The organism is Streptococcus infantis, assembly GCF_047460405.1.
GTDB lineage: Bacteria > Bacillota > Bacilli > Lactobacillales > Streptococcaceae > Streptococcus > Streptococcus infantis_Q.
Window position 1 is genome coordinate 48,692 of sequence record NZ_JASHGH010000008.1, and the last position, 13,802, is coordinate 62,493.

General features: G+C 39.9%; 14 protein-coding genes. All 14 read left to right on the forward strand.

Annotated elements, in window-relative coordinates:
- Positions 1 to 12 precede the first annotated feature (12 nt).
- The 14 genes from era (at position 13) to prsA (ending at position 13,798) form a co-directional block, all read left to right on the forward strand.
- Positions 13 to 912, forward strand: a complete 900-nt coding sequence (gene era / locus QM928_RS05060) for a GTPase Era (RefSeq protein WP_414294663.1) — start codon at positions 13 to 15, stop codon at positions 910 to 912.
- Positions 913 to 960: 48 nt separating this feature from the next.
- Complete coding sequence (mutM, locus tag QM928_RS05065) at positions 961 to 1,785, forward strand: DNA-formamidopyrimidine glycosylase (RefSeq protein ID WP_414294664.1); 825 nt, start codon at positions 961 to 963, stop codon at positions 1,783 to 1,785.
- The gene (coaE, locus tag QM928_RS05070) at positions 1,785 to 2,390 is read left to right on the forward strand and encodes a dephospho-CoA kinase (protein WP_414294666.1); all 606 of its coding nucleotides are present in this window, start codon (positions 1,785 to 1,787) and stop codon (positions 2,388 to 2,390) included. Before mutM ends, coaE begins: the two co-directional genes overlap by 1 nt.
- Entirely contained in the window at positions 2,377 to 3,576 is a 1,200-nt protein-coding gene (locus tag QM928_RS05075) for a multidrug efflux MFS transporter (RefSeq protein ID WP_414294667.1), read from the forward strand. The genes coaE and QM928_RS05075 overlap by 14 nt, the downstream gene beginning before the upstream one ends.
- A complete protein-coding gene (gene rpmG, locus QM928_RS05080; protein WP_001809104.1) occupies positions 3,576 to 3,725 on the forward strand; it encodes a 50S ribosomal protein L33 in 150 nt (49 codons plus the stop codon). Before QM928_RS05075 ends, rpmG begins: the two co-directional genes overlap by 1 nt.
- Positions 3,726 to 3,764: 39 nt before the next feature.
- Positions 3,765 to 3,998, forward strand: a complete 234-nt coding sequence (gene secG, locus QM928_RS05085; RefSeq protein WP_000282514.1) for a preprotein translocase subunit SecG — start codon at positions 3,765 to 3,767, stop codon at positions 3,996 to 3,998.
- A gap of 209 nt (positions 3,999 to 4,207) precedes the next feature.
- Positions 4,208 to 6,550, forward strand: a complete 2,343-nt coding sequence (gene rnr, locus QM928_RS05090; protein WP_414294668.1) for a ribonuclease R — start codon at positions 4,208 to 4,210, stop codon at positions 6,548 to 6,550.
- On the forward strand, positions 6,513 to 6,980 hold the full coding sequence (smpB, locus tag QM928_RS05095) for an SsrA-binding protein SmpB (RefSeq protein ID WP_153224728.1): 468 nt from the start codon (positions 6,513 to 6,515) through the stop codon (positions 6,978 to 6,980). Before rnr ends, smpB begins: the two co-directional genes overlap by 38 nt.
- A 14-nt stretch (positions 6,981 to 6,994) precedes the next feature.
- On the forward strand, positions 6,995 to 7,855 hold the full coding sequence (tehB, locus tag QM928_RS05100) for an SAM-dependent methyltransferase TehB (protein ID WP_075231647.1): 861 nt from the start codon (positions 6,995 to 6,997) through the stop codon (positions 7,853 to 7,855).
- Between the two features lie 189 nt (positions 7,856 to 8,044).
- Complete coding sequence (locus QM928_RS05105) at positions 8,045 to 9,193, forward strand: hypothetical protein (protein WP_414294669.1); 1,149 nt, start codon at positions 8,045 to 8,047, stop codon at positions 9,191 to 9,193.
- 92 nt (positions 9,194 to 9,285) lie between these two features.
- Positions 9,286 to 10,242 (forward strand): competence protein CoiA, encoded by a 957-nt coding sequence (locus QM928_RS05110; RefSeq protein WP_414285216.1) that lies wholly within the window; start codon positions 9,286 to 9,288, stop codon positions 10,240 to 10,242.
- Between the two features lie 18 nt (positions 10,243 to 10,260).
- Positions 10,261 to 12,063 (forward strand): oligoendopeptidase F, encoded by a 1,803-nt coding sequence (gene pepF / locus QM928_RS05115; RefSeq protein WP_414285215.1) that lies wholly within the window; start codon positions 10,261 to 10,263, stop codon positions 12,061 to 12,063.
- Between the two features lie 5 nt (positions 12,064 to 12,068).
- Complete coding sequence (locus QM928_RS05120) at positions 12,069 to 12,782, forward strand: O-methyltransferase (protein WP_414294670.1); 714 nt, start codon at positions 12,069 to 12,071, stop codon at positions 12,780 to 12,782.
- Positions 12,783 to 12,856: 74 nt separating this feature from the next.
- Positions 12,857 to 13,798 (forward strand): peptidylprolyl isomerase PrsA, encoded by a 942-nt coding sequence (gene prsA / locus QM928_RS05125; protein WP_414294671.1) that lies wholly within the window; start codon positions 12,857 to 12,859, stop codon positions 13,796 to 13,798.
- Positions 13,799 to 13,802 lie beyond the last annotated feature (4 nt).

The window sequence follows — 13,802 nt, forward strand, 5'->3', positions numbered from 1 at the left end:
TAAGAGGAAATTATGACATTTAAATCAGGCTTTGTAGCCATTTTAGGACGTCCAAATGTAGGGAAGTCAACGTTTTTAAATCACGTTATGGGGCAAAAGATTGCTATCATGAGTGATAAGGCGCAGACAACGCGCAATAAGATCATGGGGATTTACACCACTGATAAGGAGCAAATCGTCTTTATCGATACTCCTGGAATTCACAAGCCTAAGACAGCACTCGGAGATTTTATGGTAGAGTCAGCCTATAGCACCCTTCGTGAAGTAGATACTGTTCTTTTTATGGTTCCTGCAGACGAGCCACGTGGTAAGGGTGATGACATGATTATCGAACGACTCAAGGCTGCTAAGGTTCCTGTAATTTTGGTGGTCAATAAAATTGACAAGGTTCATCCAGACCAGCTCTTGGCTCAAATCGATGATTTCCGTAATCAGATGGACTTTAAGGAAATTGTTCCTATTTCAGCCCTTCAAGGCAATAATGTCTCTCGCTTGGTAGATATCCTCAGTGAAAATCTTGAAGAAGGTTTCCAATATTTCCCATCCGATCAAATCACAGACCATCCAGAGCGTTTCTTGGTTTCTGAGATGATTCGTGAAAAGGTCTTACACTTAACTCGTGAAGAAATTCCACACTCAGTTGCAGTAGTGGTGGACTCTATGAAACGAGATGAGGAAACTGATAAAGTTCATATCCGAGCAACCATCATGGTGGAGCGTGACAGCCAAAAAGGGATTGTCATCGGTAAAGGTGGTGCTATGCTCAAGAAGATTGGGACTATGGCCCGTCGTGATATCGAGCTTATGCTAGGGGACAAGGTTTTCCTAGAAACTTGGGTCAAGGTTAAGAAAAACTGGCGAGATAAGAAGCTAGATTTGGCTGACTTTGGCTATAACGAAAAAGAATATTAAGAAGAGGTGGGCAGTAGCCTGCTTCTTGTTTTTAGAGAAGGAGAAGCTATGCCTGAATTACCTGAAGTCGAAACGGTTCGACGAGGTCTTGAAAAATTGATTCTGGGGAAGAAGATTACAACCATTGATATTCGTTATCCTAAGATGATAAAGACAGATTTGGACGAGTTTCAAAATGAAGTGCCTGGTCAAGAAATTCAATCGATGGGACGCCGTGGCAAGTATCTGCTTTTCTACCTGACAGATAAGGTCTTGATTTCCCATCTGCGAATGGAAGGCAAGTATTTTTATTATCCAGACCAGGTTCCTGAACGAAAGCATGCCCATGTTTTCTTCCAATTTGAGGATAGTGGCACGCTTGTTTATGAGGATGTTCGCAAGTTTGGTACTATGGAACTCTTGGCGCCTGACCTTTTGGAAGCCTACTTTCTTTTTAAAAAATTAGGTCCTGAACCTACAGACCAGGACTTTGATTTAGAGAATTTTATAGGTGCCCTGAAGAAATCTAAAAAGCCTATCAAATCCCATCTCCTAGACCAGACTTTGGTAGCTGGACTTGGCAATATCTATGTGGATGAGGTTCTCTGGCGAGCTCAGGTTCATCCGGCTAGACCTTCCCAGACTTTGACAGCAGCAGAAGCGACAGCCATTCATGACCAGACCATTGCTGTATTGGGACAGGCTGTTGAAAAAGGTGGCTCAACCATTCGGACCTATACCAATGCCTTTGGGGAAGATGGAACCATGCAGGATTTTCATCAGGTCTATGATAAGACTGGAGAGGCATGTTCTCGCTGTGGAGCCATCATCGAAAAAATTCAACTCGGTGGTCGTGGAACCCATTTTTGTCCTCAGTGTCAAAGGAGGGACTGATGCGAAAAATAATCGGAATCACTGGTGGTATTGCGTCAGGTAAGTCCACTGTCACAAATTTTCTAAGACAAAAAGGGTTTGAAGTGGTAGATGCGGATACTCTTGTTCACCAACTTCAAAAACCTGGTGGTCGCCTTTATCAGATTTTAGTGGAGCATTTTGGGGAAAAGATCCTTCTTGAAAATGGTGAACTGAATCGTCCCTTGCTTGCGAGCCTTATTTTTTCAAATCCTGAAGAGCAAGAATGGTCCAAGGAAACCCAGGGACAAATTATCCGTGAAGAGTTAGGCTCTTTGAGAGATAAGTTATCTAAGACTGAGGACCTATTTTTCATGGATATTCCATTGCTTTTTGAACAGGACTATGCTTCATGGTTCGATGAAACTTGGCTAGTTTATGTAAGGCGAGATACCCAGCTGGATCGCTTAATGAACCGTGATCAGTTATCTCAAGAGTCAGCTAAAACTCGTTTAGCTTCACAGTGGCCTTTAGAAGAAAAGAAGAAATTTGCTACTTATATATTAGACAATAATGGCAGTCGAGAGCAGCTTTTGAGTCAAGTAGTGACCTTACTTGAAGGAGGCGATGTCCATGCAAGAGATTAGTTGGAAGGATAATCTTCGTATTGCTTGGTTTGGTTGCTTTTTAACGGGAGCCAGCATTTCTCTTGTTGTCCCTTTCATGCCTATTTTTGTGGAACAATTAGGAATTAAAGGGGATCAAGTTGCCTTTTATTCAGGGTTAGCTATATCAGTCTCAGCCATTTCTGCAGCCTTTGTATCACCAATTTGGGGAATATTGGCAGACAAGTATGGTCGAAAACCTATGATGATACGAGCAGGTCTAGCCATGACCATCACTATGGGTGGTCTGGCCTTTGTTCCAAATGTTTTCTGGCTCTTGTTCTTACGGTTTCTTAATGGAGTTTTTACAGGATTTGTACCTAATGCGACAGCTTTAATTGCAAGTCAAGTTCCCAAAGATAGGTCGGGATACGCTCTAGGGACTTTATCAACTGGTGTTGTCGCTGGAACTTTGACCGGTCCATTTGTAGGTGGTTTCATTGCCGAAATTTTTGGAATTCGAAATGTCTTTTTATTGGTTGGTAGTTTCCTGTTTTTGGCAGCTATCTTAACCATTCTTTTTATCAAAGAAAACTTTCAACCAGTGCCAAAAGAAAAAGCACTGCCTACAAAAGAGCTCTTTACTTCTGTTAAATACCCTTTTCTCCTGATAAATCTATTTCTAACTAGCTTTGTGATTCAATTTGCTGCCCAATCTATTGGTCCCATCCTTGCCCTGTATGTACGAGATCTGGGACAGAAAGAGAATCTCCTCTTTGTCTCTGGTTTGATTGTATCCAGCATGGGATTTTCAAGTATGATGAGTGCAGGTATCATGGGTAAATTAGGTGATAAAGTGGGCAATCATCGACTCCTTGTCCTAGCTCAGGGATATTCAGTTTTCATATATCTATTATGTGCAAATGCGACTAGCCCATTCCAATTAGGCTTCTATCGTTTTCTATTTGGTTTGGGGACAGGAGCTCTGATACCTGGTGTCAATGCTCTCCTAAGCAAAATGACCCCTAAAGTTGGCATTTCAAGGGTATTTGCCTTTAATCAAGTCTTCTTTTATCTAGGAGGAGTGATAGGTCCCTTAGCAGGATCAGCAGTAGCGGGACAATTTGGCTATCACTCAGTATTTTATGCAACAGCTCTTTGTGTAGCTCTCAGTTGTTTATTTAACCTTATCCAATTTAGAACATTATTAAAAGTGAAGGAAATCTAGTGCGAGTAAAAATCAATCTCAAATGCTCCTCTTGTGGCAGCATCAATTATCTAACCAGTAAGAACTCCAAAACCCATCCAGACAAGATTGAGGTCTTAAAGTATTGTCCTAAAGAAAGAAAAGTGACTCTACATCTTGAATCTAAGTAGAAATTATGGTAGAATAATAGGGATTTTAAGGAGTTTGATATGTATAACCTATTATTAACCATTCTATTAGTATTATCTGTTGTGATTGTGATTGCAATTTTTATGCAACCAACTAAAAACCAATCTAGCAATGTATTTGATGCCAGTGCAGGTGATTTGTTTGAACGTAGCAAAGCGCGCGGTTTTGAAGCTGTGATGCAACGTTTGACAGGAATTTTAGTCTTTTTCTGGCTAGCCATTGCCTTAGCATTGACGGTATTATCAAGTAGATAAGAAAATAATGGGCGGGACTGGATCTTTGCCTATTTTTATTTTTATACTCTTCAAAAATCAAATTCAAACCACGTCAGCGTCGGCTTGTCGTACTCAAGTACTGCCTTCGCCTAGCTTTCTAGTTTGCTCTTTGATTTTTATTGAGTATTAAATGATGTTTGAGAAGGTTTTACACCAAAAAGAAAATATTATAAATCTAGAAAGTAAACATGAAAGATAAAATAAAAGAATATTTACAAGAAAAGGGGAGTGTCACAGTTAATGACTTGGCCAGTGCTCTCGGGAAGGGTGGTTCAAAGGACTTCCGTGAGTTAATCAAAACTCTTTCCTTGATGGAACGTAAGCACCAGATTCGCTTTGAAGAAGATGGTAGTTTAACCCTAGAACAGAAGAAAAAACATGAGATTACCCTAAAAGGAATTTTCCATGCCCATAAAAATGGGTTCGGTTTTGTAAGTCTTGAAGGCGAAGAAGACGATCTTTTTGTTGGAAAAAGTGATGTTAATTATGCCATTGATGGTGATACTGTTGAAGTTGTCATCAAGAAAGTTGCTGACCGTAACAAAGGAACTGCTGCAGAAGCAAAGATTATCGACATCCTAGAGCACAGTTTAACAACAGTTGTTGGGCAAATTATTCTTGATGAAGAGAAACCAAAGTATGCGGGTTATATCCGTTCTAAAAATCAAAAGATTAGTCAACCGATTTATGTGAAAAAGCCATCTCTCAAACTAGAAGGGACAGAAGTTCTCAAGGTCTTTATCGATAAATACCCAAGTAAGAAACACGACTTCTTTGTGGCGAGTGTTTTAGATGTTGTGGGACATTCAACGGATGCAGGAATTGACGTTCTTGAGGTCTTGGAATCAATGGACATTGTCTCAGAATTTCCAGAGGCTGTTATTAAAGAAGCAGAAAGTGTACCTGATGCTCCATCCCAAAAAGACATGGAAGGCCGTCTGGACCTGAGAGATGAAATTACATTTACCATAGATGGAGCAGATGCTAAGGACTTGGACGACGCAGTTCACATCAAGCACTTGAAGAATGGAAATTTTGAACTAGGAGTTCATATCGCGGATGTTTCATACTATGTAACAGAGGGTTCTGCCCTTGACAAGGAAGCCCTCAATCGAGCGACCTCTGTCTATGTGACAGACCGAGTAGTTCCAATGCTACCAGAACGCCTTTCAAATGGCATCTGTTCTCTTAATCCTCAAGTGGACCGCTTGACTCAATCTGCTATTATGGAGATTGACAAAAATGGTCGGGTTCGTAATTACACCATTACGCAGACAGTTATCAAGACAAGTTTCCGTATGACTTATAGTGATGTGAATGATATCCTAGAAGGTGATGAAGAGAAGAGACAAGAGTATAAGAAAATTGTTCCTAGCATCGAACTCATGGCCAAGCTCCATGAAATTCTTGAAGGTATGCGGATTAAGCGTGGAGCTCTTAATTTTGATACCAATGAAGCTAAAATCTTGGTTGACAAGCAAGGGAAACCAGTAGATATTGTTCTTCGTCATCGCGGTACTGCAGAACGTATGATTGAGTCCTTTATGCTGATTGCCAATGAAACAGTTGCTGAGCATTTTAGCAAGTTGGAACTTCCTTTTATTTATCGAATTCACGAGGAGCCTAAAGCTGAGAAAGTTCAGAAATTTATTGATTATGCTTCAAGTTTTGGCTTGAGAATTTATGGGACTGCTAGTGAGATTAGTCAGGAAGCTCTTCAAGACATCATGCGTGCTGTTGAAGGTGAGCCTTATGCGGATGTTCTCTCTATGATGCTTCTGCGTTCTATGCAACAGGCTCGTTATTCTGAGCATAATCACGGTCATTATGGACTAGCTGCGGACTATTACACTCACTTTACCAGTCCGATTCGCCGTTATCCGGACCTCCTTGTTCATCGTATGATTCGTGACTATGGACGTTCTAAGGAAGTAGCGGAGCATTTTGAACAAGTAATTCCTGAGATTGCGACCCAGTCTTCAAATCGTGAGCGCAGAGCTATTGAGGCAGAGCGTGAAGTTGAAGCCATGAAAAAAGCTGAATACATGGAAGAGTTTGTGGGTGAAGAGTATGATGCAGTCGTTTCAAGTATCGTCAAGTTTGGTCTTTTTGTTGAATTGCCAAATACAGTCGAAGGCTTGATTCACATTACTAATTTACCTGAGTTCTATCATTTTAACGAACGTGATTTGACTCTTCGTGGGGAGAAATCAGGGACAACCTTCCGTGTGGGACAACAGATACGCATTCGTGTCGAAAGAGCCGATAAGATGACAGGGGAGATTGATTTCTCCTTTATTCCAAGCGAATTTGATGTGATTGAGAAAGGTTTGAAAGACTCTGGCCGCAAGGATAGAGGTAGTCGTTCGGATAAGAAAGAAGACAAGAGAAAAGCTGGTCGCTCAAGTGATAAGCGCAAGCATTCATCAAAAGACAAGAAGAAAAAGAGCAAGAAACCTTTTTATAAGGAAGTAGCAAAGAAAGGAGCTAAGCATGGCAAAGGGCGAGGGAAAGGTCGTCGCACAAAATAAGAAAGCAAGCCACGATTATACAATTGTTGATACCATTGAAGCAGGAATGGTCCTCACTGGTACAGAAATCAAAAGTGTTCGAGCAGCCCGCATCAATCTGAAAGATGGGTTTGCTCAGGTTAAGAATGGGGAAGTTTGGCTGAGCAATGTCCATATCGCTCCTTATGAGGAGGGCAACATCTGGAACCAGGAGCCAGAACGTCGTCGTAAACTTCTCCTTCATAAAAAACAAATCCAGAAATTGGAGCAAGAAACCAAAGGGACAGGGATGACTCTGGTTCCACTTAAAGTCTACATCAAAGACGGCTATGCCAAGCTTCTTTTAGGACTTGCTAAAGGAAAACATGACTACGATAAACGTGAGTCGATTAAACGTCGTGAGCAAGACCGAGACATTGCGCGTGTTATGAAAGCAGTTAACCATCGATAGAAAGAGTGAAGTAAATGGAAAAACTAGTTGCCTATAAACGCATGCCTGTCTGGAATAAAGACACCATGCCAGAAGCTGTTCAAAGAAAACACAATACTAAGGTCGGAACCTGGGGCAAGATTACCGTATTAAAAGGGGCTCTTAAGTTTATTGAATTGACTGAGGAGGGGGAAGTTATAGCTGAGCACCTCTTTGAAGCAGGTGCCGATAATCCTATGGCGCAACCTCAAGCTTGGCACAGAGTGGAAGCTGCCACAGATGATGTAGAATGGTATCTGGAATTTTATTGTAAACCAGAGGATTATTTCCCAAAGAAATACAATAGCAATCCAGTTCATTCGGAGGTTTTAGAAGCTATGCAGACGGTGAAGCCATGTAAGGCACTTGACCTAGGATGTGGTCAAGGAAGAAACGCCCTCTTTCTCGCTCAACATGGATTTGATGTCACAGCTGTAGATCAAAATGAGCTATCCCTTGAAATGTTGCAAAGTATCGTAGAGCAAGAAGATTTAGAAATGCCTGTAGGTCTCTACGATATCAATTCAGCTAGCATTGGACAAACTTATGATTTTATCGTATCAACGGTTGTGCTCATGTTTTTACAAGCAGAACGTATTCCTGCTATTATCCGAAACATGCAGGAACAAACCTCTATCGGTGGCTACAATTTGATTGTTTGTGCCATGGATACGGAAGATTATCCATGTTCAGTTAATTTTCCCTTTACCTTTAAAGAGGGGGAATTAGCAAATTACTACCAGGACTGGGAGTTAGTGAAGTATAATGAAAATCCTGGTCATTTGCACCGTCGTGATGAAAACGGAAATCGTATCCAACTACGCTTTGCGACCATGTTGGCAAGAAAAGTAAAATAAAAGACTAAGGGAATAGAAAAGGATTTTTCTATTTCCTTTTTTGTTACCCTAATAAGAAAGGAAGTTCTCAATTTATGCTATACTAGAAGTGTAGGCAAAAAGTTTAAGTAGCCAGAATTTTTATGGATATTTTCAAACATTTAGAAGTTTCCATGCCAACAACCAATGTTTGTATAGGGAGGTAGTAGCATGACCGGTTTGCTAGTAGAAATCTATGATCGCCATTCTTTAGAGAAAAATGTTTATCCAGCCTTCGTGAGTGACTATGACGAGATCCTATTTCTTGCTAGGAAGAAAATCTCCGAAGAAGAAAAGTTGTCATTGAAACATTTTTTGACGAAGCAAGTCCCACGTATAAAACAGGTTCACTTTAGGCAACTAAGTCTTGAAAATCTAGCAGAGAATCTGGATATTATCCTCACAAATGACAAACAAATAACCTTTGATGTTTTTGGAGGCGACTCTTTACTAGCTCTATCTCTTTATCAGTATGCTTTGGACAGAAATATACCACTTCTTGCAATGGATGTTGACCATGGTCTACAGTATGATTGGAAGCTTGGAAAATTGGAGAAAAAGAACCTGGTGGTCCCAACTCTATCCATCCAGCAGTTGATTGCCCTACGTGGTGGTAAACTACTAAAGTCCAAGCAACCTTTCCATACGCCTAAACAAATTGCTGCTATCAAAAAATTGGCAAATAGCGCCCTTTCAAAACCAGAAGAATGGTTAAAAGTAACTCAATTTTTTGCTCTAGCAAAGACGAGTAATCTTCATTCTGAAACAGGGAAAGTGCTAGAGAATAATGGGAAACGTTATTATTACCCTAAATCCATCATTTCCTTATTAACAGATGCTGACTTGCTCCATATTGAAGAGGAAACTTCTAATCGCGTTAGTTATACTTTTTCTAGCCCCGAGGCCCAACTCCTTTGTCGTAGCAAAGGTCACATTTTGGAACTCTATCTCTATCTTTTAGCGCTAGAGTCAGAGTATTTTGATGAATGTATGATTGGAGCTGAAATTGATTGGAATGGTATTTTCCCTGAGGCTGATAATGTACAAAATGAGATTGATGTTGTACTTCGTAAAGGTCGGTCCATTGTTTTTATTTCCTGTAAAATGACAGACTTATCAGTAGAGGCGATTAATGAATTAGAGCTTTACGCCAATCATTTTGCTGGGGAAAGTTGTCTAAAACTAATTGTTTGTTCTGGGAAAATAAATCCAGCATATATCAATCGTTGCCATGAGTACGGAGTCCTAGTCATAAAAAATGATCAGATTTCTAACATCATCCCTATGTTGGAAAAGAAATTAAAAAGAAAAAGGGGATAAGATTCCTCTCTTAATTCGTTAAATAATCCATGAGGCTGGTTTGATCAGCCTTTTTCTTATTCTTTTCGAATAAAGTAGAAAAGGGGGTATAAATGTTTTTAGCCAGAGATGAAAAAGGAAGCTTAGTCAATGCCTTGGAGGATAAATTAGTTAAACAAAGCTATACTTGTCCAGCTTGTGGAGCTTTGGTTCGATTAAGAAAAGGGAAGAACCTACGGACGCATTTTGCCCATGTTTCGCTCAAACAGTGTGATTTTTACTACGAAAATGAGAGTCTAGAGCATCTGGAAAATAAGGTTGCCCTTTTTAATTGGGCGATGAAAAATGACAAGGCCGAGCTTGAATGTCCCATTCCTCAACTAAAACAAATTGCAGATATTTTAGTCAATAAACAGCTTGCCTTAGAAGTTCAGTGTAGTCCTATTTCACGCCAACTTTTGGAGGAGAGAAGCCTGGGCTATCGAAAAAATGGCTACCAAGTACTTTGGCTAGTCGGTCAAAAACTTTGGTTAAAAGAACGTTTGACTCAGCTCCAAAGAGACCTGCTTTCCTTTAGTCAAAATATGGGCTTTCATCTATGGGAATTAGATCAGCAAAGGGACATACTACGCTTGAAATACATGATCCATCAAGATTTAAAGGGGAATCTTTATTATCAAATAAGGGAGTTTCCTTATGGGCAAGGCAATCTCATAGAGATTTTACGGCTTCCCTATCAGAAGCAAAGAATAGCAAGTATGGATGTATCACAAGATGAAACGATTTGTGACTATATTCGCCAACAACTCTATTATAAAAATCCTTACTGGATGAGGAAACAGGGGGAAGCTTATGCTCAGGGAAAGAATTTACTAAATTTTGATGTTCAAGACTGGTTTCCCCAAGTAAGGCCTATAGAAAAAGGTCAATTTTGCCAGATAACTATAGATTTGCAGGGCTATTACAACAATTTTCAGGCCTATTATCAACAAAATCCCAAAACTGACACACAAAAGCTCTATCCCCCAGCTTTTTATCAGCAATATTTCTTAAAAAATGTGGTAAAATAGAAAGGATGGAGGAATCTTATGGTATTACAACGAAATGAAATAAATGAAAAAGACAAATGGGATCTATCAACGATCTTTGCTACTGATCAGGCTTGGGAAGAAGCCCTCAAGCAACTGTCAGAGGAAGTGGAAACAGTTGACCAATATGTAGGTCATCTTTTAGACAGCGCTCAGAGTTTGCTTGAAATTACGGAACGTTCTCTAGAGTTAGAGCGCCAGTTGGAGAAGCTTTATGTCTATGCGCACATGAAAAATGACCAAGACACGCGCGAAGCTAAGTATCAAGAATACTATGCTAAGGCTATGACGCTTTATAGCCAGCTGGATCAGGCACTTTCTTTCTACGAGCCAGAGTTTATGAAGATTACTGAGGAACAAATGACAGCTTTCTTGGCTGCTGAACCTAAACTTGAGCTTTATAAACACTTTTTTGATCAGCTCTTACAAAAGAAAGATCATGTTCTTTCACAGCGTGAAGAAGAATTGCTTGCAGGAGCCAGTGAAATTTTTGGTTCGGCAAGTGAAACCTTTGCTATCCTAGACAATGCTGATATTACTTTCCCTTACGTTTTAGATGACGAAGATAATGAAGTGCAGCTCTCTCACGGAACCTACGTACGTTTGATGGAATCAAAAAATCGAGAAGTACGTCGTTGTGCCTATGAAGCACTTTATGCTACTTACGAGCAGTTCCAGCACACCTATGCTAAGACTCTACAGACCAATGTCAAAGTCCAAAACTACCGTGCTAAAGTTCGCAATTATGAGAGTGCTCGTCAGGCTGCTCTTGCGGCTAACTTTGTACCAGAAAGTGTCTATGACAATTTAGTGTCAGCAGTTCGCAAACACTTGCCACTCTTGCATCGTTATCTTGCACTACGTTCAAAAATCTTGGGTATTCCAGACCTCAAGATGTATGATGTCTATACACCACTTTCTTCAGTAGACTACAGCTTTACTTACGAGGAAGCCTTAAAGAAGGCAGAAGAAGCTTTGGCAGTTTTGGGTGATGATTACTTGAGTCGAGTTAAACGTGCCTTTAGCGAACGTTGGATAGATGTGTATGAAAACCAAGGCAAGCGTTCAGGTGCTTATTCAGGTGGATCATACGATACAAATGCCTTCATGCTTCTTAACTGGCAGGACAATCTAGATAATCTCTTTACTCTTGTCCATGAAACTGGACATAGTATGCACTCTAGCTATACTCGTGAAACCCAGCCATACGTTTATGGAGACTATTCAATTTTCTTAGCAGAAATTGCTTCAACTACTAATGAGAATATCCTAACTGAAAAACTGTTAGAGGAAGTTCAAGATGATGCAACTCGCTTTGCAATCTTAAACAACTTCCTAGATGGCTTCCGTGGTACAGTCTTCCGTCAAACTCAGTTTGCTGAATTTGAACACGCTATCCACCAAGCTGACCAAAATGGTGAAGTCTTGACTAGTGAATTCTTAAATGAGCTTTATGCCGACTTGAATGAAGCTTACTATGGTTTGAGTAAAGAAGACAATCCTGAAATTCAATATGAATGGGCCCGTATTCCACATTTTTACTACAACTACTATGTGTATCAATATTCAACAGGCTTTGCAGCAGCTTCAGCCTTGGCTGAAAAGATTGTGCATGGTAGCCAAGAAGATCGTGATCGCTATATCGATTACCTCAAAGCAGGGAAGTCAGACTATCCACTTAATGTCATGAGAAAAGCAGGCGTTGATATGGAGAAGGAAGACTACCTCAACGATGCCTTTGCTGTCTTTGAACGCCGTTTAGATGAGTTTGAAGCTCTTGTTGAAAAATTAGGATTGGCATAAGGCAGATGGTAAAGTCTTATAGTAAAAATGCCAATCATAACATGCGACGTCCTGTTGTCAAGCATGAGATTGTCGAGTTCATGCGCCACAGACAAAAGCAGGTGACGGGTTCTCTAAAAGAGCTAGAAAACTTTGCTCGCAAGGAGAATATCCCTATCATTCCTCATGAAACCGTCGCTTATTTTCGTTTCCTTATGGAAACCATTCAACCAAAAAACATTTTAGAGATCGGTACGGCTATTGGATTTTCAGCACTTTTAATGGCAGAGCATTCACCCAAGTCAAAAATCACCACTATTGACCGAAATCCTGAGATGATTGGTTTTGCCAAAGAAAATTTTGCAAAATTTGATAGCCGCAAACAAATCACTCTCTTAGAAGGTGATGCGGTAGATGTCCTGTCAACGTTGACTGAGACCTATGACTTTGTATTTATGGATTCTGCTAAATCCAAGTACATCATCTTTCTACCAGAAATCCTCAAACGTTTGGAAGTTGGAGGAGTGGTAGTCTTGGATGATATATTCCAGGGTGGGGATGTGGCTAAGGATATCATGGAAGTTCGTCGAGGACAAAGAACCATCTATCGTGGCTTGCAACGCCTCTTTGATGCGACTTTGGACAATCCAGGATTAACCGCTACTTTGGTTCCTCTTGGAGACGGAATTCTCATGCTGAGAAAAAATACAGCAGAGATTGAACTACCCGAGATTGATTGATTTTCAGATAAATTTAAGACAATTCAGTAAAATAGATAAGGTAAACCTTTATTTAGTATACAAAAGGAGTAAACATGAAGAAAAAACTAATGGCAGGAGCCATCACATTGTTGTCAGTAGCTACTTTGGCTGCTTGTTCAAACAGTTCTGAAGGAACTGACTTGATTAGCATGAAAGGCGATGTTATTACTGAGCATCAATTCTTTGAAGAAGTCAAAAATAATGCTACTGCTCAACAAGTCTTGCTGAATATGACCATTCAAAAAGTTTTTGAAAAACAATATGGTTCAGAAGTAAGTGATAAAGAAGTAGATGATGCAGTTGCAGAAGAACAAAAGAAATACGGTGATAGCTATCAAACGATTCTCGCCCGTTCAGGTATGACTGCAGAAAGCCGTAAAGCTCAAATTCGTACAAGTAAATTAGTTGAGTATGCTGTTAAGAAAGCTGCTGAAGCTGAATTAACAGATGAAAACTACAAAAAAGCTTTTGAAGAGTATACTCCAGAAGTAACGGCTCAAATTATTAAACTTGACAGTGAAGATAAGGCTAAGGAAGTTCTTGCCAAAGCAAAAGAGTCTGGAGCTGACTTTGCACAACTTGCAAAAGACAATTCTACAGACGAAAAGACAAAAGAAAATGGTGGAGAAATTACTTTTGACTCTGCATCAACAGAATTACCAGATGTAGTTAAGAAAGCAGCTTTTGCTCTTGATGTCAACGGAATTTCAGATGTTATCACTGCTCCAGGAACTCAAGCTTATACAAGTAGTTTCTACATTGTTAAGTTAACGAAGAAGTCAGAAAAATCTTCAAATCTAGACGATTATAAAGAAAAGCTCAAAACAATTATTTTGACTCAAAAACAAAATGATGCAACCTTTGTTCAAGGTGTTATCGGTAAAGAATTGACAGATGCCAACATCAAAGTGAAAGACCAAACTTTCCAAAATATCTTTACTCAGTACATCAAGGGTGAAGCAACTACTGACAGTAGCAGTAGTTCATCAAACTAATAAA